Source organism: Bdellovibrio bacteriovorus (assembly GCF_001592745.1).
Taxonomy (GTDB): Bacteria; Bdellovibrionota; Bdellovibrionia; order Bdellovibrionales; family Bdellovibrionaceae; genus Bdellovibrio; species Bdellovibrio bacteriovorus_B.
Genome location: NZ_LUKD01000005.1, coordinates 377,089 through 398,677 on the forward strand (window position 1 = coordinate 377,089; position 21,589 = coordinate 398,677).

A 21,589-nucleotide genomic window follows, 5' to 3' on the forward strand; every position below is an offset into this window, starting at 1 on the left:
AGAAAAATCGTCTCAACTTGAGATCGCCTTAAGTCGAGTTCTTAAGGACAGACTTTATAGATGCCGCGAATGACACCGGATCGGGGGCCCATGGCCTGACGCTTATTCGTGCGAAACACGCGCGTGGGGTCTTGATCTTTTTCCTGCCACTGCAACATCTCAGAAGTCACTAAAGACGCCTTAAACGAAGCATAGCCGCCATTATACCCATTGGAAGTCACCCATCGATATTCGCAATAAACATCAAAGGATTCGCTCGTATCAAGATCCTCTTCACCCAATCCACTGGAGGCAGAAACTGTCCCGCACGAATCGATAATCTTGGCACGATCTGGAGAACCGGAAAGAGTCTTGATGATCTGCTGCGTTTGCAAAGGGCGAAGAGGATACGCCAATGAAGATTCATCAAATGTAATTTCAAAAACACCTTTGTATTCGTCAGGATTTCCTGTCGGATAAATGTCTTTGAACGTGATGCTCTTTACTTTAATACTGGAACCCGGAAGGCTGTCGCCAGTTTTAGCTACAATCGCTGAGGCGTTGTTTACACCTTGGCGTAATTCTTTTAAGTTCAAAATCGTTTCGGAGGGTTTTGCCGCTGTCGGCGAAGCCGCCACGTCAATCACGCGGCCTTTAAGTTGCCATGAACACACTTCGGTTTTTGTGAGTTGGGCAAGCATCAGATTTTTAAGTTCGATGACTTCCTGCTTTTGGCGAAGGGAGCGCACTTCTTTTTGTTGCGCCTGAAACATGGAAGCGACCATCACCAACATAATACTGCCAATCGCCACGGCGACTAACATTTCAATCAAACTTAATCCCGCAGAATTCAATTTCTTCGTCATTAAGAGGGATCGGAGTCTTTGTTGGTATTTTCTTTTTTTATGATATCGATTTCGGCGGTGATTTTGAATTTATGAGTCTCGGCGAACTTGGAGGCCTCTTTCACAAAATCAATTTTTTGGATGATGCCTAAGATTTCTTTTGTCACGCGATTGGTGACCTCTTCTTTAGACTTATTGGCACCTTGAATTAGAAGATTCAAGGCTTCTTTGGGCAGTTTCAATTCAGAGACATAGGCGCGCAAGCTTTCTTCGGTCATGAAAGCGGCACTGACTCCGGCTGTAAAAACTTTTTTTACAGTGTCACCCAGAAGACCTTTAAGGTCTCCGGAGTTGTCCTTATCGTCTTTTCTATTTGAATCATCAGACGCCATAAAGCTGTTTCACTCGCTTGTGATAGCTGCTAATCATATTTGGAAGATTCACGCTGACCAAGGCATTTGCAATCGGACCGGGAACAAACATGCTGAAAGTCGCTTCAACCGAATAAGTCGCGCGCGTTTTGCCAGCTTCGTTTTCCAATTTCCAGGATCCTACAGACGTTTTAAAAATGTCTCCGGACGCAAACTCCCAAGTAATGCTTGTAGGTGCATTCTCTGTCATCCACAAACTGTACTTAAACGACTTCATTACTTGCACGTTGTATTCAACAAGCTTGCGATTGCCTTCAGACTTTAGAACTTTGCACTGTTTTACCTCAGGTAAAAACTCGTGGTATTTTTCATAGTCCGCGATGATTTTATAAAATTGTTCGGGAGTGCAATTGAAAACTTCGGTGGTTGATGCTTTTGCCATAAAATAAGTGTGTCTTTGCAACGACTCTCAAGTCAACGCCGACCTAGACCACGAATGATTATGTTACAACAACCTAAGACTTTTTAAATAGAGCTTCGGCCGCAGCCCTTAATGCCGCTGCCTTATCAATGCCGCCGCCACTGCCTTTGCGTGGAGTAAAGTAATCACAGAAGTTGGCTCGGTCTTTTTCGCGAACCACATCCGCTTGTGGCTCACGACATTCATTATAAACTTTGGGATCGTAGTGTTCGCAATTCTTGCACACGTGAACATCGGCGCGGCAATGAGGGCATTCCTCACGACGACCGATGACTCCGGCAAAGGCCATCTCTTTGTTGCAATTAAAGCAGAACAACTTTCCTTCCATTACTGAGGCTTCTTATTCAAAACATGGTGAGCTTCGATGTTACGGATGGTACCTGTCGCTGAACGCATGACAATCGAATGCGTTTTCGCTTGTCCGCCTGGCATGAAACGAACACCTTTTAAAAGAGATCCGTCGGTCACGCCTGTTGCAATAAACATCACAGGGCCTGACGCCAATTCATCAATTGTAAATTTCTTTTCTAGATCCGCGACACCCATACGTTTTGCGCGCACTTTTTCTTCGTCATTTCTAAATTTCAAACGACCTTGGAAGTCTCCACCTAAACACTGCATCGCTGCAGCTGAGATCACTCCCTCTGGGGCACCACCAATACCTAAGAGTAAATCAATGCCTGTGTCATTCCAACCCGTAGACACCGCCGCAGACACGTCGCCATCACCGATCAAATTAATACGCGCGCCCGTAGCGCGAGCTTCAGCGATCAACTTTTCATGACGAGGGCGATTCAATATAACAACCGTCATTTCACTTACAGACTTACCCAAAGCCTTTGCAACAGCTTTGATGTTTTCTGTTGCCGACTTATCAATGTCGATGTGACCTTTTGCTCCGGGACCGCACGCGATTTTATCCATGTATGTGTCAGGCGCATGCAGGAATTTACCTTGTTCCGCAACAGCGATAACAGAAATCGATCCCGGCCCACCCGTCGCACAAATAGTCGTTCCTTCAAGAGGGTCTAAAGCGATATCCAGTTTTGGAGCATCTTCTGTCTTGTGACCCACTTTTTCGCCGATATAAAGCATCGGAGCCTCGTCGCGCTCTCCTTCACCGATGACAACGGTGCCATCCATGCGAATGTGATCAAAGGCTTTTCTCATAGCGTCGACCGCGGCTTTATCCGCCGTTTTTTCTTCTCCACGTCCAACCCAAGTTGCTGAAGCCAAAGCAGCAGCTTCTGTTACACGTACAAATTCTAAAGCCAGGTTTCTGTCCATGAGTCACTCTCCGCTGCGGCTTTCATCTCGGCCGACAGTCTTTGTAGTTTTAAGTCCGGTCCTAATGCTACATGCACGGTCTTCGCAAGCGAACAAATTTCTTTATTACGTCCCCGCAAGCGATACTGCAAAACGATGCGATTGCCTTCGGTGCGCCCCTGCACTTCAATTTCTAAATCGTCGCCAAAAAAAGTCGGCTTTATATGTCGAACCTGGGTCTCGTAAACAGCAAACTGACTTGCTGACCCCGGTTTTTGGTAATCCAAAAGACCCTTCGCATGTGCCCACCCCACCCGCGCTTCTTCATAAAAACGCAGATAATTGCTATGGTGAACAATGCCCATCAAGTCCGTTTCGTAAAACTGCACTTTGTGACGATGAATAAACATTGATTATTTCTAGTCTAAACGGTTAGTTTTAGTCAACGACCGGCAGGTCGCAGTGCCGGAGCGCCTTCGGGCCCGTAGCTGAAGCAGAAGCATCAACAAAGGACGATATGACAGCAACCGAATTCCAAAAAAATCTTCCGATGAGAATCACCCTCAGTCGTATCTTCGCCGTGCCCGTTATTGTGGCAATGATGTGGCCCGACACCCTGGCATGGAATATTGCTGCCGCTGTGTTTTTCATTCTGGCTTCGATCACGGATTACTACGATGGGTATTACGCTCGTAAGTACAATGCTGTTAGCAATTTCGGAAAGTTCATGGACCCGATCGCCGACAAAATCCTTGTGACCAGTGTGTTGGCCATGCTTCTAGCTCAAGGAAAAATCGACGCCTGGATGGTGATCATCATTTTGGCGCGTGACAACTTCATTGGGGGCATCCGCTCCGTTGCCGCGGCAGATCAAATCATTATTGCCGCCAAACCCGCCGGAAAATGGAAAACGGCCATGCAAATGGTGGCCATCCCGATTGTAATTATTGGAAATTTAGAGCCTTACCTGCCTTATTTGGACAAAATTGGCTACGGCGTCTTGTGGATCAGCGTCATTTTGAGTATAACCAGCGGTATCGAATACTACTTAGGTTATCTTAAAAGCCGAAAGGCTTAATGGACGGTTATGCTTTTGCATTTATCACCTAGCAATTGGTTCTTCATTTTCTTAGCTCTTTTGCTATCGAGCTATTTGAAGATTGCTTCGGCTAAAACGCAAAAGCCCGTTTCTTTTGCAAGTTCCTCTTTCAGTTCCATCTTGCGCTAATTAGTGCGCATCGACGACCTTGTTTGTCTTCTCTTTAAACTTTAAGAAATAAAGAGGGATGAATGACAACGCAAAGATCAACATCATCAGGAACATCAACTGAGTAAAGCTCAGCATGAAGACTTGGTTCTGAATACGTCCGTAAAGACTTCTCAACGCCGCCTCAGATCCCGTCGCCATTCCTAAACCTTCACTCATTTTAACGCCCATGCCTGAAGCTGAGGAGTAATACGCACTTTGAGTTTGAGGATTTAATAATGAAACCTTTCCGGCGAGATCCAGATAGTTTTGATGACTGTTCTTTGTGAGTAAAGTTCCGATAAGAGCAATCCCCACACTGCCTCCAATCTGGCGAGCCAGATTTAAGAGTCCAGAAACCTGCCCCATCTCTACGCCTTTGAACTGACTTAAAATCGAAGAGTTGATTGGAACGAATAAAAACGCCATTCCGAATCCACGCACAAACATCATGTTCAGAACGTCGCGCTCTGAGGATTGAGGTGATAAGCGTGTCATTAAAAACAAACAGATTTCCAGGGACACCAAGCCGATAAAAATTAAGATCTTCGGATTCGTCCCTTTAAACATCTGGCGACCTACAAAGGGCATGACTGCCGCAGTTAAAAGAGATCCTGGAATAAAGAGCATGCCCGTCTGGGTTGCATCCAAGTGCAATGTTCGGCCGACGAAAATGGGAAGAATAAAGACCACTCCATAAAGGAAGAATCCCACCATGGCCATCAACATCACGCCGTTACTCACTAAAGGTTTTAAGAACAATCGCACATTGATAATGGGATTTTTTACGCGCAATTCCCACCATACAAAGAGCGGCAAACTGACGACCGCGATCAGGGAGTTGACCACAATCATACGTGAGGCAAACCAATCTTCCGCTTCACCGCGTTCTAAGACGAACTGCAGACAACCTATACCCAATACCAAGAAAGTCAGACCCCAAATATCAAGTTCTTGTTTTTCATGATGCTGGCCCTCTTCTTTGGGACGATTGAAAATCACGGCGGCACCGATGAAGAACGCGAGCAAACCCAAAGGCAGGTTGATGTTGAAAATAGATCTCCAACCGAAGTTGTCAGTCAGATATCCCCCCATCGTGGGACCCAGTGTTGGACCAATCATCACACTCATACCAAAGATCGCTCCGGCGATACCGGCTTTTTCTTTTGGGAACTGCTCATAGATTAAAGTTTGAGATGTGGGCAATAGAGCTCCGCCCGCCAAACCTTGAAGAATTCGAAAGATGGTCAGAGTTTCTAAATTCGGCGCCAGACCACAGGCCACAGAGGTTCCCGTAAACAGAAGAATACATCCTAAAAAATAAGTCCTGCGACCAATGCGCTCCCCCAACCATGCAGAGACTGGTAAGACAATGGCATTGGCGATCGCGTAGCCCGTGATCACCATACTGATGTCTTCCAACGTGGCACCTAAGTTCCCCATCATAGAGGGTAAGGCCACGTTCACGATCGAGGCGTCGATGATTTCCAAAAGCGAAGCCATCACCGCTACGACAATAATCAGTACGGATTCCTTTTTCATAAAAAACGACCTTAGTGCTTATGCACCTTTACGAACGCTGAAAGACCGGCTTTTAAAGCTTCCACTTCTTCAGCCGTCACATTTTCAAATCTGATTTTCACAGGAACGCGCTGAACAACCTTCGTGAAGTTTCCCGTCGCATTGTCTGGAGGAAGCAAGGTGAATGTCGCGCCTGTCGCAGAACTGATAGATTCTACGACCCCTACGAAACTGCGTCCCGAAATCGCATCCACGTCGATATTCACGCGCTTACCGGGCTGCACTCCTTCGATTTCAGTTTCTTTGAAATTCGCCGTGACCCATCTTTCACCCGCATCGACAAACCCTACTAGCGGGACACCCGGAGCCGCCAACTGACCAACCTCCACCGACTTCTTTGCAATAAAACCGTCAGAAGGAGCTTTGATTTTGGTATTTTCGAAGTTCAGCTCAGCTTGTGCCACTTGAGCTGACAAAGCTTCAAACTTTGCTTTGGCTTCGGCAAAAGAAGTGGAAGCAGCATCATATTGCTGCTGAGAAACGACGCCTTTAGAAAAAAGCTCTGACAGACGTCTTTGGTTTTTTTCTAAATCGCGCTTACGAGCTTCCAAGGAAGAAAGTTCGCCTTTCATTTGACGAAGAGTGTTTTGGTAATCGCGCTCATCAAGTTCAATCAACAAGTCACCCTTCTTCACTCGCAAACCTTCTGTGACATGAACTGCTTTGACGTAACCGCCGACTTTAGCAGCAATCATCACAGAGTGCGCTTCAACTTGTGCATTGTCCGTCGTCACAAACATAAAATGTTCGTAAACGAAATAAAGTGCACCCAAAACTGCGATCGCACCAATACCTGATAAAATCTTTTTCTTCTTATCCATTTTCAACCTCAATTAAAATCAACCAATTTTTGACCTGTGCTCAGCTCAAGATTTACAAGTGCTTCAATAGCACCAATCTGAGCATTGACCGCGCCGGCTTTTGCCCGGTACAACTCTGCTTCCGCATCAAGAACATCTGTATTTGTTCTTGCACCGACTTTTTGTCCTTCTCGTGATAGACGAACGCTTTCTTCAGACTTTGCAATATCGTTTTGACGAGCTTCAAAAACCGCGCAGTAATAAAGATACTTGCGCTTCCAGAAATCGAAGTCGCGTTTAGCTTTAAGTTCCGCCTGACGAAGTGTTTTTTCAGCTTGATATTTTTGCTCGATACTTTGTTTCGAACGCGAGATCGATGTCATACCATCAAAGATATTCCAAGTAAGACTGATGCCGTACTGCCAAGCATCGCGAAACCCGTTTTCATAATCGTCGAAGCGATCATTGCGATTGTTGTAGTACTGATATTGACCAATCAAAGCCAAACGTGGAACCCAGTATTTTTCAGCCGAGTCTTCCTGATAACGAAAACCCTCTGCTTTCTGACGAAGGGATTGAAGATCTTTACGCTCACTCGAATTAAATTGGGTCACTTTTGCGACAAGCTCCGGTTTTAAACGTGGAAGCACCCCTTCCACTTCAGAGACATCTTGATCCTGCCCCAAAGCCTCACTTAATCGCGCACGCGCCACCTCAACATTATCCGTTGCATTGAGTAGCTCCGACTGCGCTTCGCTCATCTGAACTTCGACACGAAGTACGTCGTAGTTCGTCGAAGTCCCCACTTTTTTAAATAGACGAACATCTTTAAGGTGATCGTTTAAAGCGCGCACATTTTGTTCTGCCACTGCTTTAAGTTCTTTGGCAGCAAGGGCCTTATAAAAAAGCACGACGACTTCGCGCTCAACCTGGAAGCGAGTCCAGTCATATTCATTCTTTGCGGAATCTTCAAAAGCCCCCGCACTGAGATAGCGGTTCGTGCTTGAAAAACCATCAAAAATCGACCACTGGGCCGTTAAATAGAGATTTGTCGTGGGTACAACCTGAGGAATGGTCAACGGAGTGTTATTCATGGTCACGTCCACCAACGCATACTTCTTGTTAAAGAGATAACTGGCGTTGGCTGACAAGCTGGGTAAGAAACCGGAGTAAGACTCGGTCTTCTTCCAACTGCTTTCCTTGTATTGGGACTCGGACTTTTGAACTTTTGGAGACTGAGCCATAGCTTCGTCCACCGCTTCACCGAGTTTCATTCCTTGAGAGTAAGATTCTAATGAGACGAACAAGACTAAAGAAGAAAAGATCCATTTGAGATGATTCATAAGCCACCTAACTATGTATTGGTTGTAACACAAAACCGTTTGCGCTGCAAACCATTTGTGCTACTATCAATTGGGTATTAAAAACCACAGCAACTGATTTTCGATTGGAGGTCGATTTTGAAAAAGAATGAGGCAGGCTCAATTCCGGCATGCTATAACGGCGTACACCCGGCGTTAAAGACCTCTTTTGGCTATTCTTTTATCAAAGCGGCCATGAAATACCGTACTATGCTCTCACAAGAACTTGAGAAGCATAAACTTGTGACTGCGCATATTGGAATCTTAAAGCTTCTCAACCTTCATGGCCCCGCAAGTCAGATTGCCTTAGGTCAAGACATGGGTGTCGACAAAGCCTCTATGGTGAAGTTTCTTGATGGGTTAGAAAAGATGAAATGGGTGCGACGAGTGCCTGACAAAGTGGATCGTCGAATCAAACTTGTTGAACTGACCCCCAAAGGAACTGAGGGGCTTAAAAAAGTGTTAGATATGCATGCCTCTATCACTAGCGAGTTTTTAGGTCCGTTAACCGCGAAGGAACGACAAATTCTCCACGAGATGTTAAATAAACTCACCTAGATCATTGATAGACTTTTAGAATCTTCCTCAGAACACCTGTGGTTTGAATATTGAAAATGGCTTTATCGAAACTCTCCTGACGGATAGATGACTTTTTCGACAGGGCGCACTTGGTCTGCACGGAATCCATATTTAAATCGACCGCATCCAGATTTGGATAGATTCGTTTATAGAAATCAAACTCTAAATTCGACATCACTAGATAGTCGATGCGTCCCTTGAGAATTTTTTGAATGTTACTTTCGTTCGTCGACGTATCTTCGCGCAGGATCTGTTTCTTTGCAAAATAGGGGTCGAGATTCTGATAAATAAAATTAAGAACCGTTCCGACACGAGCGCCGTAAAGGTCGCTGATTCGTTTAATCGGTTTACTATCAATGTGCACAATCAAATTTCGACTTTCATAAAGGGCATCACTCCAATAAACGTCATTCTTGATCGCCGGCTGCCACACCTCATTCAGATGGCAAAGAATATCAACACTGCCCGCTTTGAGATTTTCCGCGACACGTATTTTGGGAAGTAAAATGAATTGAGGCTCGCGCTTCAACTCTTTCGCCAAAGCCAAACCTAAATCTTTAAGAATGCCTTCTTGAAGGACTTGCCCTTGTGGCAGACGAGTCAATCCTAATAAAGGCATCGCATAGTTTGAGTTAACGCCATAGCGAAGCACCTGTTTTTCTTTTGCAAGAGCCCAGGAGGAAAAAAGAATGACGAACACAAACCCACACAGCTTCATATCACACCCGAGACTATAGGTTCTTAACTCTATGTCACCGAAAAACCCTGAACAATGCTGACTTTCCTAAGAAAGCAGTGCCTGTCCACAATGGACGAAAAGGTCATTGATGAATTACCTGCCTTAAGTTCGTGTGGTCAAACCCATGGAGATTTTTACAACAAATGGAACAGCATAAATTGTTTATTTCATGAAGGAATTTCACTCCAACGGAAGCACATGGAACACTCTGGAACAATATGGAGGGGGTTTTCGAGTCTATGAGTGACACTCAAATAATTCCCGTCTACACCCTCGCTCATGGCAAAACACCACTATCGAGACTATATTTTAAAAGAACTTGAACGTAGACAAAGAAAGAATCCGTCTTACTCTCTTCGCGCCTACGCTCGCGACCTTGAGGTTCCTTGCTCACGATTGAGCGAAATCCTAAATGGCAAAGTGGGTCTTTCTGAATCCCGCGCTATGAATCTAGCCGTAAAACTAAATTTGGCTCCATCGGAAAAAGACTTCTTCGTCGACTTGGCACTTTCGGAACATGCTCGCAGTGCGGTTCTACGCGAGATGGCTTTAAAACGCGTGCAAGCTCGCGAAGAAGCTTTTGAAAAAATCGGGGAAGACCAGTTCGCCATTATTTCTGACTGGTACCACACGGCCATTGCAGAACTTTTAAATCTAGATCAATTTGTTGCAACACCTGAAAACATGTCTCAACGACTGGGCCTTCCTGTCGACACAGTGGAAAAGGCTTTAGAACGTTTGCAAAATGTCGGGCTCGTTACAAAATCTGCTGAGGGCGTTTGGACTTCAAGCAAGAACAAATACTCCTCAACCTATGCCCCTTCCTCTGAAGCAGCTCGCGCTTTCTACAACCAGATGCAGACTAAAGCCTCTGAAGCGATGGTTCCTAACAGCGGAAAGCGCTGGGACATGGGATGCACTTTGGTGCCAACAAATCGCGATAAAGCCAAAGAGATCTCTCAGAAGATTCGTGCTTTCCGTCTGGAAATCATGCAAGAACTGCAAAGCTCTGAGAGCAAAAATTCCCTTTTTGCGCTTTCAACAAGCTTCTTTGAACTTACAGAACAGCAGTCATCTTAGGATTCGCCATAATTTCATCTTTCAAAACGCCACAACGTCATCGTTAGTGGCGTTTTTTATTTTTAGGTCTCTGGATTGCATTTCCGTTAAGTCATGAAAAAACACGTTTCAACGCTCCTATATTTCATCTTAGGTTTCTGCTTTGTTTTCTTTACAGGCTTGTCCACAAGTTATGCAAAGCCCAAAAAGAGCGCCCCGCCCTCCCCTGTGTCTTCTGCCAACAACCCTCTGGAAATGGTGAAGCCTTTTAGCAATCTCACAGCCGACTTTTACGATTTTGTTCTGCGCTACAATGGCCGACTTATTCCCCAAAAAGATCTGCAGCCCTGGTTCATCAAAATACAAAATGCAGCGGAAGACTATTTCAAATCTATCGGTGTTCAATACCAACTTGAAATGGTGAAAAGAGAAGATTTAGAGTTTCAAGGAAGCTTTATCGAAAAGATCTCTTACCCGCTTTTTATCATCTCCGAGGTTTCAGAATCCCGTGAAAGCAATGGACAATTCTTTGAGAAGGTTCTGGCAGATGACCGCTTTCAAAATTTAAAAATGGTGTTTGATCCATTTCTGCCGTTGTGGAGTGGCCCGATACAAGGTTTCTTTGAACCGTCTTCAAACTCTCTTTACTTCAGCGTGACCGCCCTTTCTTATCGCACAGGTGGTTTGGGTGACACTTTAGAACATGAGCTTCGGCACGTGCTTGAAAACGAGAACTTGCTTGCGGGAGTGTCGACTCTAGCCAGTATCACGTTGATCGCCGATAAGAAAACCTCCGAGGTCTATTCCGACTTCCTTCGTCTGGATGAAATAGACACGCATATGTCAGATATTGATTTTCTGACCGAAAAAGCTCCTGGATTAGAAGAAAACGTTCTGGATAAAAGCTCTTTAAAAAGACTTCGTGAAGAGCGAAACAGAAACCTTGAATTTAAGAAAGAAACGGCTCGAAGACTTTTAAAAAACTCTTTCAGATACCTTTCTAAATTCAAAGCGAATATTCGCACCATCGCCTTGAACTGCCGGGCGGACGAGACTTCTCCCCTGCGAATCTGCAAGACTTCCGATATTGAAGGCGAAAGCTACGACCAGATCGAGATTCGCTTTCCCGCCGACTCTGCTCAGACTGATCTTCAGAAGGTCACAGAGCTATTAGAGTGGTCGATGCAACGACTGTCTCTTTATCAAGCCTCGTTTTAAAGCATCCTCCAGGTAAGAATTTCATAGCGTTTCCTGACGGCAAGTGCGTCTCTAAATCTAGCGACGCACTTTTTTTTCAAAACTCAGGAATTAATAATTTGTTTCGTAGGATGCATTGTATTATCGGCACCGACTTAGAGTAATAGAACACTCACAAGGAGATCATATGATCCGTTTTATGAAAACTTTTGTATTCTTAGCTTTAGTGGTTTTGGGCTTTCAAAGTGCCTCTGCTCGACAACTGGAACTTCCTCTTCAGCACCCAGATGAGATCCTAAAGAAAACCACTGTATTTTCAAAAAACATTGAACGCACCACCCTTCAAAAACTTCCAAAGGTGATTCAAAAAACAGCTTCTGAAATTGAAATCCCTTTTGAACTTGGTGATGGCTATTACGATTCTTATGCTTCTGTTATCTATCGCGTCTTTGATCCTCAAACTAAGAAAACGGTGGGATACATTTTCGCCGAATTTATTACTTACACTCAAGATCCAGAAGCTTACATTGTCGGTGCGTATGTCAACACCGCTGGCCGCCGTATTGGTGAATTAGAATATATGGAGTATTACTATGGTCCTAGCGAAAAATGGATCGACACCGTACCTGAAGATTTCCGCGAGCAACTAGAGAATGAAGGATTCTAGTGGTGTTGACGTCACTCAGCCGTTTTGAAGATGGACTGCGGTGGCGACATATGACTGGATAAAAAAACAAAACCCCTAGTAATTTCTCACTAGGGGTTTTTAATTTTATTTTAAGCTCTTTTATTTCAAGAAATGTTAATTTAAACAGCTTGAAAATTTGGAGCGGGAGACGGGGCTCAAACCCGCGACCTATGCCTTGGCAAGGCATCGCTCTATCAACTGAGCTACTCCCGCGCTCGAAGAGAAACCAAAATTACAGTTGCCAGCCTTCGTTGTCAACGGGTAAAAATCAAAAAAATGAAGGCTTTACTGTACAGTCGCATCAAAAAATGGATGATTTTCGCTCTTATAGGCTGCGTTGCCTATTTTGTGGGCTATATTTGGGGACACAAGAATCATAAGGTGCAAGAAAACTCACAACCTCCTGCTCTTACTGTCCCCCGCTAAACTGAGCCTCTGCTAGCGCATACTTTTTGGAATTCTAACCACTCTGAAACCCGTATCACCATAGCCTTTGTTCGGTGGAGCATATCCGCGCCATGTAGCAGAGATCAAATTCGCATCATCAAGAAAGCTTCCACCGCGAGTCGTGTGAACAGCGTTGGGCTCACCTTTCATGGGTTCGTTCCCATTCGTAGGCGCATTGTCATAACCCCTTACGTAAACATCTTCAGTCAACTCCCAGACATTTCCAAGCATATGAAAAAGCCCGTACGGATTGGCACAGTAGCCCGGCATTCTATTGTTCAAGTAAGGAACAGGACAGGAATCGACTGCGTGGGCATAACTCTCGCTGCCGATGTTGCCTGCGAAGAAAGGAAAGTTAGTGTCCATCTCGTCACCCCAGTAATATGTCGTCTTTGTACCGCCGCGAGCTGCGTATTCAAATTCAGCTTCAGTCGGAAGACGATAGGTGGCTGTCGGATCAATTAAATTCAATGTGCGCGTGAATTGTTTTGCCTGTTCATAGGAAATCCAAACTGCGGGATTGCTGTCCCCTTCTTGCACGTACGTCAATGGCGATCCATTTGCCATCCACGGTTCTGACTGCATAATTGTTTTGTACTGAAGCTGCGTCACCGTGAATTGACCGATTTGGAATTTTTGAAAGTTACGGGGCTTTGCTGGCGCGGCTTCGAAGTCATCGTTATTCCCGATCATGACTCCGCCAGCGGCCGGTATTTCACAAAAGGTCATCGTGACATAACCGTCAAGAACGACAGTCTTTTGATTTTTACAGGCACTTTCTTTCGCGAATGCGGATTCAAAGCTCGCTAATGTAGCTAAAGTGAATGCGGCAAGTAGGAAGGACTTAAGGTTTTTCATTTTTAATCTCCAGGATTGTTTGTTTTCAGAGACTTGATATTGCACCGTCGATGCCAGCCTCTGTCCCACCTGCTTTCAATAACTTATGTGCGTATTTCAAGAACGCTGCCGGGCCTCCGTCAGGCCTTTTCGCCGAGATCCTGGCTCTTGCCGAAGTTTCGGCAGCTGCTTGATTCATGAGCCTTGACAGATAGGCCGTACGACTCACCTTGTTACTGTGCGACAAGAAGAGGACGACAATAAGAATTGAAAGAAATTTCTAACAAATCGTTTATGTAGGTTAACGGAAAGAAACATGACTCCTGCGATGGATCCGCTAAAAGATTCTTAAAGGAGTCTTTATGAAATTTAACATCATCCTGTCGGCCCTGGTATTTTTTGGCCTCAACTCTCAGGCTTCTACTTTTGAAAATGTTCGTGGGACCTATAAAATCCTGAATTGCAAAAATGAGTCGGCGAATCCTTCTGTGGGAGATGCGAAGCTTTGCAATAACAAACAAGTCACTATTCATCCTGAAACTTACGGAACTTCTATTTACTTTTCTCAATGGGTTAATGGCGAAGAAGCGGTCCGCTCTTTTGGTCTTCCTAAAAACATGAGTCAGTTGCCTCACGGAAAATATTCCGAAAAAGGTGATTACTATGCTTCTTTTATTAATGACCAATACGGCTATGGTGAAGTGATCATCATGCGCAAGGTCTCCGGAGATCTTTATCACCTCTCTATGCATCGCCGGTCGGATACACTAAAAACTTTGGATATCTTTGAGATTGATCTTGAAAGAACGTCCAGAACTTCCGAACCCCTTCCCGCAATTCCTGAAATTGAAGATGGCGGAGATCCTTGTGGCCTACCCGAGTACGACCTTAAAGCGTCGCCAGCTAGCTGTGATGACAAAGACAGCCATGGCGGTAAGTATAAGAACATTAAATAAGATCAGCCGAGCATCCCCACCTTTAAGCATGATATTACGAAGAAGCTCGATGAAATATGTCAGCGGATTGATGTAAGAAAAAATTCTTAAAACCCAGGGCATGTTTTCAATAGGAAAGACAAGCCCTGAAAGAAGCACTGACGGAAATAGATAGAGAAATCCTCCCATCATTGATTGCTGCTGGTTTTTGGCGACAGTCGAAATAAAAAGTCCAATTCCCACCGTACAACACACAAATACAAAAGACGAAAGAAGCAGGATTATAAGACTGCCTCTTAAAGGCATTCCGAATAGAGCGACGGCCACTCCCACAATCAAAGGAATGTTACTCATTCCTAAAAGCACAAACGGCACTGTTTTACCAAAAATAACTTCTTCTGGTTTTATCGGAGCCGAAATCAGCGTTTCAAATGTTCCCATCTCTTTTTCTTTTGCGATCGACATACTGGTCAGCAAAATCGTGATAAGACAAACCAGCAAACTCATGACGCCGGGAACGAGAAACAAAGCCGTTCTTAGAGCGGGATTATAAAGAACCCGCACGTCAAAATGAAAAGGCGACTGTTGAGGGTGCAGGGATTGCACGACACTTAAAAAATATCTTTCAATACTTTGTGCACGAGTGACATTCGTGGCGTTGATAAGAAGCTGCACCTTCCCGTCATCGCGGCCTAAGCTTTTATCTAAACCACCGGTTGGAGCCACGAGGACGGCATCGGCTTCCCCTTTATTGACTTGATCGAAAGGATCGAGTGACGAGGTCTTCGCGGGAATAAACCATCCTGAGGCTAAGGCCTTGCGGTAGATCTCTTGAAGACTGGTGTCGTTCGGCGCTCCGAAAACACTAAGGCGGATATTCTTTGCTTCTGTAGATAAAGCCACACCAAAGATAGTCAGTTGCACACAAGGAGCCACGAATAAAAGCATGCGCATACGAGGGTCACGCAAGGTCTGCAAAAATTCTTTTCGGATAAAGCCTAAAAGTGTTTTCATGGTTCGACGTCCTTTTTAAACTTTTTCGTCGCAAGCAGGATCATCAAACAAAAAAGCCCGCACAAAGCGAGAAACGAAGGAAGGATGTCTAAAAAGCTGGATCCTTGCAGGTACAGCTGCCGACTGATCTTAATAAACCAACGCGCCGGTAAAATCATCGTGACGTAGTAAAAGAACGACGGCATGTGCTCGTTAGGAAAAATAAAGCCTGAAAGCAATATTGTCGGTAAAAGCCCCGACAACATTGCAATCTGCATACTTAGCTGCTGCTTACGAGTGACGACAGAGATCAACAGACCTTGCGCCAAATAAGTACTAAGAAAAATCATGCATGCTAACAGGTACACCAAAAAGTTTCCTTTAAAGGGAACTGAGAACACCAGTTGAGACATAATAAAAACGAAAAACACCGCAACCATTCCCATCACAGAATAGGGTAAAAGTTTACCCAGAATAATCTCGATCGGTCTTACGGGCGTTGCCAGCAGCAACTCCATAGAGCCATTTTCCCACTCGCGAGCAACGGTGAGAGCCGTCATCAAAATAGAAAGAATCGCAATGATCGCAGCCGCTAAGCCCGGCACCACAAACCAGCGGCTGTTCAATTCCGGGTTAAATAAAAATCTCGTTTTCACATCAATGCGAGGCTTGATCTTTCCAAATTCATTTTCAAGAACCCGCCGATGAATGCCACCCAGATAACCTGCGATAGAACCCGCAGACGAATTGTCAGAGCCATCGATTAAAACCTGCACCGACGCAGTTGAAAAAGGCCTTAAATCTTGAGTTAACGTCGGAGGCATAATCAAAGCCGCATGAACCCGTCCCTCATCCAAAGCTTGAACCGCTTCCGCAGGACTATGCACGGGATCCGAAACGAAATAGCCTGAGCTCGTAAATGTCTTTTCTATATTCCACGACGTCTGTGTTTTATTTCCGTCAAAGACCGCAAGTCCAATTTTATCCATGTTGAATTCTATGGCGTATCCAAAAAAAAGTACCATTACCACAGGCATTCCTAATGCCAGGGCCATGGTGAATGGATCGCGCACAATATGGAAAACTTCCTTTTTCGCTATCGCTAAAATAGAGCGAAGTTTCACTTTCCCTCCACCTGATGAATAAAGACATCTTCCAGTGTGACCACGTGCGGATCTCTATCGGGGAAACTATTATGTTTCAAACCTGAGGGCGAATCTAAGGCGATGAGTTCTCCGGACCGCATCAGGGCAATACGCTCACATTGTTCGGCTTCATCCATGTAATGGGTCGTGACGAAAACAGTCTTACCCTCTTTGGCAAGCTCACGAATTAAAGCCCAGAAGCGTTGACGATAGGCCGGGCTCACACCCGCCGTCGGTTCATCTAAAAACACCAACTCAGGATCATGAAGCAGCGAAGCCACAAGACTCACCTGTTGTTTCACGCCGCCGGGAAGATCGCGAACCAAACTTTTTTCAGACTCTTTAAACTTAATAAAACTTAAGAGCTTTTCTTTTTGTTGTTGAAAATTTAAATCCGAAATTTTTCGTAAAGAAGCGGTGAACGCCAGATTTTCCGCTACGCTCAAGTCGTCATAGAGCGTGAATTTCTGAGACATGTAACCGACTTTCTGCTTCACCTGAAACGAGTCTTTCAGAACATCCAAGCCGCAGACCCAAGTCTTCCCATGAGTAGGAAGTAATAACCCACAAAGAACTCGGATTGTCGTCGTTTTACCTGCGCCATTGGCGCCTAGAAATCCAAAGATCTCCCCTTTGCTGACTTTAAAAGAAATATCATTCACTGCATAATAGTCGCCAAATTTGACTGAAAGACCTTCGACCTCAACCGCATTCATAAGGCCTCCAAAGAGGAGTCGTATTGCAAAAACACTTCATCAAAGCTTTTGCAGCCTTTCTCTTTTAGAATTTCTTGCGGAGTGCCTTCAAGCAGCATTTTTCCATCAAAGAGCAAATGCACCTGTTGGCACTTTAAGGCTTCATCCATATAAGATGTCGTTACCAGAATAAGAATGTCTTCTTGCTCTTTGAGTTCGTAAAGAAGTTCCCAGAAATCGCGACGACTCAAAGGATCGACACCATTGGTAGGCTCATCCAGCAATAGAACTTTCGGGGAAGACAGAAGCGCACAGATCAAACCCAGCTTTTTGTACATCCCGCCGGATAATTGCGAAGCCAGTCGATCCGTGAATTTTTCTAAGCGAGCCATATGCAAAAGCTTTTGCCGACGGTTTTTATATTCTTCTTCAGGAAGCTGGTACAACGTTTTAAAAAACTCCAGATGTTCGTGAATGCTGAGCTCTGGATAAAGACTTTGCGTCTGTGGCATATACGCAACGAGTTCGCGAATCTTAGAAAATTCCACCGGAGAGTCTTCATCAAGAAAAACTATTTCACCTGCATCTGGTTTTAAAAGACCCATGATGTGGCGAAGAAAAGTGGTTTTACCTGCGCCCTCAGGCCCAATGATCCCGTGAATCTGATGCGGGGCAAACTGCATAGAAAGACCTTTGAGAGCTTGGGTTTGTCTCAGCTTCTTAGAGACATTAACAGCTTTCAAAGAAATGTCTTTCACGGTTCGTCCGCGGCCCATTCCAGGGTCATTCCCGGCTTTAAAAAGCCTTCGGGATTATTAAAGTAAATTTTTACGGCGTACACCAAACGCGTTCTTTCATCCCGGGTCTGGACATTCTTAGGTGTAAATTCAGCTTCGGGATTGATATAGGAAATCACGCCTTGAAAACTTTTATGATCTAACTCTGGAACTTCAGCCATCACTTTTTGTTCCAGCTTCAACTTAGAAATTTCATCGTGAGGCAAATAGAAATAAGCATAAACTTCTTCAAGGTTACCTACCGTTAAGAGCTTCGCTCCTGGAGGCACCATTTCGCCCGGCTCAAAATAGGTCGTTAACACCGTGCCTTTTAACGGAGACGCGATGTCACACCAGCCTTGGCGTAAGGAAACATCGTCCATTTTATTTTTCATTTGATCATAGGCTTCTCGTGAAATACCGCCGCTGCGAAAAAGACTGTTGGAACGATCATAACTGCTTTTGATAAGCCGATAAGAAATACGGATGTCTTCGCAAGCCAGCTTTACGACTTGTTGACCCTTTTCGACGATCTGCCCTTCACGCACTGGAAATTCTTCAATCACCGAAGACACCCGAGCCGGGATATCCACCTTGGTCACTTCCACCGTACCAGCATAAGCAAATTCAGTTTTAAACAAGAAAACTTTGACCACGTAGGCCAGGATAAGAATCACAACGATGAGAACAACCGGGATGACTTTCTTTTTTGACATGCTTCACGATAGCGCCAATGGAGGGCCAGAGTAAACATGTAAAAAAAGCCGATGTTTCAACAACACCGGCTTTGATCATTTTCTTTAGTCAGAAAATATTAGCGACCTGGAAAGAACCAGCAGCGAGGACGAACACCCGCAACGTCACGAGGAGCATAGCAAGAACCTTGCTTGTAATCAGAGTTGCTCACCGCTTCGCTCTCTTTAGCTACGCACAACATACCTTGGAAGTATGTATCCAAACGACATTGAGTGTCTGGATGCTGATCGTTCATACGAGTCACTTCTCGTTTATCAGGAGTTCCAAAATTAGGTGCTGTTGTTTCTTTACGTAAAGATTGGAAAAGATTAGCGACAGATTGGCCAGCCAAAGAAGTTCTTAAACAGATCAAACGCTCTTTCTCGTCAGAGAATTGCGCTTCACAACCCGCCACTGCGTACGGATCCAAATCAAGATCTTTCAAGATCGCGGCGTTGTCATCTTCAGCAAAGAAGCGGCGAAGACATTTCAAAGTCGCGAAATAGTCAGAGCCCCCTTCGTTTGTCGCCCATGAACCCATCCAACCAGAAATTTTTGGTGCGCCCCCATTGTGGTGACCGAACTCATGACAAGCTACCAACGCGAAACCTTCCACATTTGTTGCTTGGTGACGAGCCAAACCGCCGTACATATTTAAGATCTGAGTTTTGCCTGATCTTTGTGCAGAAGCGTTCACTGTCGCGTCTTTCCAAAGGCGGTTGATCTTCAAAGTGTCGCCCATTCTTTCAACGTCAGCTTTGTAGATTCTTTCTAAACGATCCAAAACATCATTAAATTGCTGCTCTGTGATACCGCCAGCAGTGAATAGTCCCACTGGAATTCTCATATCATTTTCTGGAACGAAACCGTGGCAAAGAGAAACTGTGTCCGTGGTTTTATGCGTGAAGCCGAGTGTTGCGATCAATGCAACAGCCGCCGTCACACGCGTAAGCGTTGATTTTGTCATGACTTTCCCCTCCTTGAGTCTAGACGTACTAAAAATCGTAACAACCTAGTGCGGCCATATTCAATTAAATAACTTTAACGTTTCGCACCGCACCTACGTCCATACGATGACCTCGCATTTTACAAAAGACTTAAAGTTCCACAATTTTCCCGTCGAGAAGACTATTGGTGTACTAATCATTTTTTTTTAACAGGGAGTCTTAGATGAAATTAGGAACGTCAGGATCATCATGGTTTAAAGGTTTGCGCGGCAAGCTCTTCTTGTCAGCAATGCTGCCAGTGATTGCTTTCGGTGTCCTCACAGGAATTTCTTTAAACTCCATGAGTCACCTGGGTGACATGCTGACGGATGCTTACACAGACGTGATCCCGAACATGGATGGCCTTGGCCGCATTGGTATGCAACGCGCTCGTATTGGCTATTTTATTTGGGCCGCCCTTGCGAATGAACATGATAAAAAGTCCCGCGATAACTTTATCAAGAAAGCCAAAGAAGCTTTTGCAGACTTTAAAGAAGGTCAAGCTTACTACGAATCCACTCGTTTAGATGATGAAGAACAGAAAAACTACGCCAAAGCTCGCGAAGTCAAAGAACAGTTTTACACTCTTACAGAGAACATGATTGCCGGCCTCGAAAAGAATACTCCGGAAGATAATGCAAAAGTACATACCGCAATGAATGGCGGAGAATGGCATGTTTTGGCTCTGCACACACAAGCGGCAATTGCAACTAACATGGAATTGTACAACAAGCGCTCTTTGGAGAACAATAAAATGCAAAAAGAGAAGCGCGTTTTTGAAACTCAGCTTCTTCTTTTGATCGCGGGCTTCTGTGCGACCGCGATGTTTGGTCTTTTGATGTGGATTGCATACCGCGTTTCAAACACAGTCAGTGGAATTGCCTCTGGCCTTGATGAGTCGGGTTCGCAAGTCGCATCTGCAATCACTCAACTTTCAGCTGCTGGACAAACCCTCTCTGAAGCTTCTACGGAAGCCGCGGCTTCTTTAGAAGAAACTGTCGCTTCTCTTGAAGAAATGTCTTCGATGGTAAAAATGAACTCTGACAATGCAAAACAAGCAGCAGCTCTATCTCAATCATCTAAAGACGCTGCAGAACACGGACAGCAAGAGATTCATCATTTGATCGAATCTATGCGTGACATTTCGTCTTCTTCTAAAAAGATCGAAGAAATTATCAGCGTGATTGATGATATCGCATTCCAGACAAACTTATTGGCTTTGAATGCTTCGGTGGAAGCAGCTCGCGCCGGAGAACATGGAAAAGGTTTCGCCGTTGTCGCCGAAGCCGTTCGCACCCTAGCACAACGCTCCGCAGTGGCAGCCAAAGACATCAACGGTCTTATTAAAGAAAGCGTTGAGAAGGTCGAAAAAGGATCCACGATCGCGGATCGTTCAGGCGAAGTTCTTTCTAACATCGTAAACTCTGTTAAAAAGGTCGCAGATCTGAACAATGAAATTTCAGCGGCTAGCGGTGAGCAGACTACGGGCATCCAACAGATCAGCCGGGCCATGAATCAACTCGATCAAAGCTCACAATCCAATGCGGCATCCTCTGAAGAAGTCGCGGCATCTGCTGAAGAAATCAATGCACAGGCTTTGAATATGAAGAAGATGGTCGAGAATCTGAATGCTGTTATTTTAGGCTCTTCACAGGGGCCTATAGCGAAGCCTTCTGTCCACAAAACTTCTGCAAAAAAAGAAGCTAAAGTGCTTTCATTCCAAGAGAAAAAATCCTCTGAAAAACCAGCCCGTCCCGTGGGGAAAAAGTCACAGACCGCGTCGAGCGTCATTCCATTTGATGATGACGGCCCGACTCGCAAAGTGGGCACTACAGACGGTTTTTAATC

At 44.9% G+C, this 21,589-nt stretch carries 24 protein-coding genes and 1 tRNA gene; 7 read left to right on the plus strand and 18 right to left on the minus strand.

Annotated elements, in window-relative coordinates; genetic code table 11:
- Positions 1–41: 41 nt before the first annotated feature.
- The 6 genes from AZI87_RS12440 to AZI87_RS12465 form a co-directional block, all read right to left on the minus strand.
- Positions 42–845, minus strand: a complete 804-nt coding sequence (locus AZI87_RS12440) for a PulJ/GspJ family protein (RefSeq protein ID WP_063207535.1) — start codon at positions 843–845, stop codon at positions 42–44.
- On the minus strand, positions 845–1,216 hold the full coding sequence (locus AZI87_RS12445; protein WP_063207538.1) for a hypothetical protein: 372 nt from the start codon (positions 1,214–1,216) through the stop codon (positions 845–847). Before AZI87_RS12445 ends, AZI87_RS12440 begins: the two co-directional genes overlap by 1 nt.
- Positions 1,206–1,637: a type II toxin-antitoxin system RatA family toxin gene (locus AZI87_RS12450; RefSeq protein ID WP_063207540.1), complete on the minus strand. Its 432-nt coding sequence runs from the start codon at positions 1,635–1,637 to the stop codon at positions 1,206–1,208. Before AZI87_RS12450 ends, AZI87_RS12445 begins: the two co-directional genes overlap by 11 nt.
- 73 nt (positions 1,638–1,710) lie before the next feature.
- The gene (locus AZI87_RS12455; RefSeq protein ID WP_063207543.1) at positions 1,711–2,004 is read right to left on the minus strand and encodes a hypothetical protein; all 294 of its coding nucleotides are present in this window, start codon (positions 2,002–2,004) and stop codon (positions 1,711–1,713) included.
- Positions 2,004–2,963 carry a class II fructose-bisphosphatase gene (gene glpX, locus AZI87_RS12460; protein ID WP_063207546.1) on the minus strand — a complete coding sequence of 320 codons (960 nt, stop codon included), beginning with the start codon at positions 2,961–2,963 and terminating at the stop codon, positions 2,004–2,006. Before glpX ends, AZI87_RS12455 begins: the two co-directional genes overlap by 1 nt.
- Positions 2,942–3,352, minus strand: a complete 411-nt coding sequence (locus tag AZI87_RS12465) for an acyl-CoA thioesterase (RefSeq protein ID WP_063207549.1) — start codon at positions 3,350–3,352, stop codon at positions 2,942–2,944. Before AZI87_RS12465 ends, glpX begins: the two co-directional genes overlap by 22 nt.
- Before the next feature lie 107 nt (positions 3,353–3,459).
- Here AZI87_RS12465 and pgsA point away from each other — a divergent pair, with 107 nt between their 5' ends.
- The gene (gene pgsA / locus AZI87_RS12470; RefSeq protein ID WP_063207552.1) at positions 3,460–4,020 is read left to right on the plus strand and encodes a CDP-diacylglycerol--glycerol-3-phosphate 3-phosphatidyltransferase; all 561 of its coding nucleotides are present in this window, start codon (positions 3,460–3,462) and stop codon (positions 4,018–4,020) included.
- Positions 4,021–4,170: 150 nt separating this feature from the next.
- Here the strand turns inward: pgsA and AZI87_RS12475 are convergent, their stop codons facing one another.
- From AZI87_RS12475 to AZI87_RS12485, 3 genes are read right to left on the minus strand one after another with little or no spacing between them, the layout of a single operon-like run.
- Positions 4,171–5,730 carry a DHA2 family efflux MFS transporter permease subunit gene (locus AZI87_RS12475; protein ID WP_063207554.1) on the minus strand — a complete coding sequence of 520 codons (1,560 nt, stop codon included), beginning with the start codon at positions 5,728–5,730 and terminating at the stop codon, positions 4,171–4,173.
- Positions 5,731–5,741: 11 nt separating this feature from the next.
- A complete protein-coding gene (locus AZI87_RS12480; RefSeq protein WP_063207557.1) occupies positions 5,742–6,590 on the minus strand; it encodes an HlyD family secretion protein in 849 nt (282 codons plus the stop codon).
- A gap of 8 nt (positions 6,591–6,598) precedes the next feature.
- On the minus strand, positions 6,599–7,912 hold the full coding sequence (locus tag AZI87_RS12485) for a TolC family protein (RefSeq protein ID WP_063207559.1): 1,314 nt from the start codon (positions 7,910–7,912) through the stop codon (positions 6,599–6,601).
- Positions 7,913–8,029: 117 nt separating this feature from the next.
- Between AZI87_RS12485 and AZI87_RS12490 the strand changes: the two genes are divergently transcribed.
- Complete coding sequence (locus AZI87_RS12490) at positions 8,030–8,488, plus strand: MarR family winged helix-turn-helix transcriptional regulator (protein WP_063207562.1); 459 nt, start codon at positions 8,030–8,032, stop codon at positions 8,486–8,488.
- A gap of 1 nt (position 8,489) precedes the next feature.
- On the opposite strand, the gene AZI87_RS12495 is transcribed toward AZI87_RS12490, so the two are convergent.
- Positions 8,490–9,227: a substrate-binding periplasmic protein gene (locus tag AZI87_RS12495; protein WP_063207565.1), complete on the minus strand. Its 738-nt coding sequence runs from the start codon at positions 9,225–9,227 to the stop codon at positions 8,490–8,492.
- A gap of 300 nt (positions 9,228–9,527) precedes the next feature.
- Here AZI87_RS12495 and AZI87_RS12500 point away from each other — a divergent pair, with 300 nt between their 5' ends.
- The 3 genes from AZI87_RS12500 (at position 9,528) to AZI87_RS12510 (ending at position 12,171) form a co-directional block, all read left to right on the plus strand.
- Complete coding sequence (locus AZI87_RS12500) at positions 9,528–10,328, plus strand: TIGR02147 family protein (protein WP_063207567.1); 801 nt, start codon at positions 9,528–9,530, stop codon at positions 10,326–10,328.
- A 234-nt stretch (positions 10,329–10,562) separates the two neighbouring features.
- Positions 10,563–11,525, plus strand: a complete 963-nt coding sequence (locus AZI87_RS12505; RefSeq protein ID WP_155722563.1) for a hypothetical protein — start codon at positions 10,563–10,565, stop codon at positions 11,523–11,525.
- Positions 11,526–11,691: 166 nt separating this feature from the next.
- Positions 11,692–12,171, plus strand: a complete 480-nt coding sequence (locus AZI87_RS12510; RefSeq protein ID WP_063207573.1) for a hypothetical protein — start codon at positions 11,692–11,694, stop codon at positions 12,169–12,171.
- A gap of 158 nt (positions 12,172–12,329) precedes the next feature.
- Here AZI87_RS12510 and AZI87_RS12515 read toward each other — a convergent pair.
- Both AZI87_RS12515 and AZI87_RS12520 read right to left on the minus strand, forming a co-directional pair.
- A tRNA-Gly gene (locus tag AZI87_RS12515) sits at positions 12,330–12,405 on the minus strand.
- 225 nt (positions 12,406–12,630) lie between these two features.
- Positions 12,631–13,497, minus strand: coding sequence for a formylglycine-generating enzyme family protein (locus AZI87_RS12520; protein ID WP_063207574.1), 867 nt, complete (start codon positions 13,495–13,497; stop codon positions 12,631–12,633).
- A 341-nt stretch (positions 13,498–13,838) separates the two neighbouring features.
- On the opposite strand from AZI87_RS12520, the gene AZI87_RS12525 reads away from it, so the two are divergent.
- Positions 13,839–14,432, plus strand: a complete 594-nt coding sequence (locus AZI87_RS12525) for a hypothetical protein (protein WP_063207577.1) — start codon at positions 13,839–13,841, stop codon at positions 14,430–14,432.
- Here the strand turns inward: AZI87_RS12525 and AZI87_RS12530 are convergent.
- The 6 genes from AZI87_RS12530 to AZI87_RS12555 form a co-directional block, all read right to left on the minus strand.
- Positions 14,349–15,425, minus strand: coding sequence for an ABC transporter permease (locus AZI87_RS12530; RefSeq protein WP_063207580.1), 1,077 nt, complete (start codon positions 15,423–15,425; stop codon positions 14,349–14,351). The two genes, AZI87_RS12525 and AZI87_RS12530, sit on opposite strands and share 84 nt — an antisense overlap.
- Positions 15,422–16,528 carry an ABC transporter permease gene (locus AZI87_RS12535; protein WP_063207583.1) on the minus strand — a complete coding sequence of 369 codons (1,107 nt, stop codon included), beginning with the start codon at positions 16,526–16,528 and terminating at the stop codon, positions 15,422–15,424. The genes AZI87_RS12530 and AZI87_RS12535 overlap by 4 nt, the downstream gene beginning before the upstream one ends.
- Entirely contained in the window at positions 16,525–17,265 is a 741-nt protein-coding gene (locus AZI87_RS12540; RefSeq protein ID WP_063207586.1) for an ABC transporter ATP-binding protein, read from the minus strand. Before AZI87_RS12540 ends, AZI87_RS12535 begins: the two co-directional genes overlap by 4 nt.
- Positions 17,262–18,002, minus strand: a complete 741-nt coding sequence (locus AZI87_RS12545; protein WP_253696782.1) for an ABC transporter ATP-binding protein — start codon at positions 18,000–18,002, stop codon at positions 17,262–17,264. The genes AZI87_RS12540 and AZI87_RS12545 overlap by 4 nt, the downstream gene beginning before the upstream one ends.
- Positions 17,999–18,736 carry an efflux RND transporter periplasmic adaptor subunit gene (locus tag AZI87_RS12550; protein ID WP_063207592.1) on the minus strand — a complete coding sequence of 246 codons (738 nt, stop codon included), beginning with the start codon at positions 18,734–18,736 and terminating at the stop codon, positions 17,999–18,001. Before AZI87_RS12550 ends, AZI87_RS12545 begins: the two co-directional genes overlap by 4 nt.
- Before the next feature lie 98 nt (positions 18,737–18,834).
- A complete protein-coding gene (locus AZI87_RS12555) occupies positions 18,835–19,722 on the minus strand; it encodes a hypothetical protein (RefSeq protein ID WP_253696783.1) in 888 nt (295 codons plus the stop codon).
- A gap of 203 nt (positions 19,723–19,925) precedes the next feature.
- Here AZI87_RS12555 and AZI87_RS12560 point away from each other — a divergent pair, with 203 nt between their 5' ends.
- Entirely contained in the window at positions 19,926–21,587 is a 1,662-nt protein-coding gene (locus AZI87_RS12560; protein WP_081112218.1) for a HAMP domain-containing methyl-accepting chemotaxis protein, read from the plus strand.
- Positions 21,588–21,589: the final 2 nt, after the last annotated feature.

Bases quoted from the DNA above. Each gene is read 5' to 3' on its own strand.
- AZI87_RS12520 (WP_063207574.1), bottom strand. From the start codon at position 13,497: ATGAAAAACCTTAAGTCCTTCCTACTTGCCGCATTCACTTTAGCTACA.
- AZI87_RS12440 (WP_063207535.1), bottom strand. From the start codon at position 845: ATGACGAAGAAATTGAATTCTGCGGGATTAAGTTTGATTGAAATGTTA.
- AZI87_RS12465 (WP_063207549.1), bottom strand. From the start codon at position 3,352: ATGTTTATTCATCGTCACAAAGTGCAGTTTTACGAAACGGACTTGATG.
- AZI87_RS12540 (WP_063207586.1), bottom strand. From the start codon at position 17,265: ATGAATGCGGTTGAGGTCGAAGGTCTTTCAGTCAAATTTGGCGACTAT.
- AZI87_RS12480 (WP_063207557.1), bottom strand. From the start codon at position 6,590: ATGGATAAGAAGAAAAAGATTTTATCAGGTATTGGTGCGATCGCAGTT.
- AZI87_RS12555 (WP_253696783.1), bottom strand. From the start codon at position 19,722: ATGACAAAATCAACGCTTACGCGTGTGACGGCGGCTGTTGCATTGATC.
- AZI87_RS12510 (WP_063207573.1), top strand. From the start codon at position 11,692: ATGATCCGTTTTATGAAAACTTTTGTATTCTTAGCTTTAGTGGTTTTG.
- AZI87_RS12505 (WP_155722563.1), top strand. From the start codon at position 10,563: ATGGTGAAGCCTTTTAGCAATCTCACAGCCGACTTTTACGATTTTGTT.
- AZI87_RS12550 (WP_063207592.1), bottom strand. From the start codon at position 18,736: ATGTCAAAAAAGAAAGTCATCCCGGTTGTTCTCATCGTTGTGATTCTT.
- AZI87_RS12485 (WP_063207559.1), bottom strand. From the start codon at position 7,912: ATGAATCATCTCAAATGGATCTTTTCTTCTTTAGTCTTGTTCGTCTCA.
- AZI87_RS12455 (WP_063207543.1), bottom strand. From the start codon at position 2,004: ATGGAAGGAAAGTTGTTCTGCTTTAATTGCAACAAAGAGATGGCCTTT.
- AZI87_RS12500 (WP_063207567.1), top strand. From the start codon at position 9,528: ATGGCAAAACACCACTATCGAGACTATATTTTAAAAGAACTTGAACGT.
- AZI87_RS12445 (WP_063207538.1), bottom strand. From the start codon at position 1,216: ATGGCGTCTGATGATTCAAATAGAAAAGACGATAAGGACAACTCCGGA.
- AZI87_RS12495 (WP_063207565.1), bottom strand. From the start codon at position 9,227: ATGAAGCTGTGTGGGTTTGTGTTCGTCATTCTTTTTTCCTCCTGGGCT.
- AZI87_RS12530 (WP_063207580.1), bottom strand. From the start codon at position 15,425: ATGAAAACACTTTTAGGCTTTATCCGAAAAGAATTTTTGCAGACCTTG.
- AZI87_RS12560 (WP_081112218.1), top strand. From the start codon at position 19,926: ATGAAATTAGGAACGTCAGGATCATCATGGTTTAAAGGTTTGCGCGGC.
- pgsA (WP_063207552.1), top strand. From the start codon at position 3,460: ATGACAGCAACCGAATTCCAAAAAAATCTTCCGATGAGAATCACCCTC.
- AZI87_RS12450 (WP_063207540.1), bottom strand. From the start codon at position 1,637: ATGGCAAAAGCATCAACCACCGAAGTTTTCAATTGCACTCCCGAACAA.
- AZI87_RS12525 (WP_063207577.1), top strand. From the start codon at position 13,839: ATGAAATTTAACATCATCCTGTCGGCCCTGGTATTTTTTGGCCTCAAC.
- glpX (WP_063207546.1), bottom strand. From the start codon at position 2,963: ATGGACAGAAACCTGGCTTTAGAATTTGTACGTGTAACAGAAGCTGCT.
- AZI87_RS12475 (WP_063207554.1), bottom strand. From the start codon at position 5,730: ATGAAAAAGGAATCCGTACTGATTATTGTCGTAGCGGTGATGGCTTCG.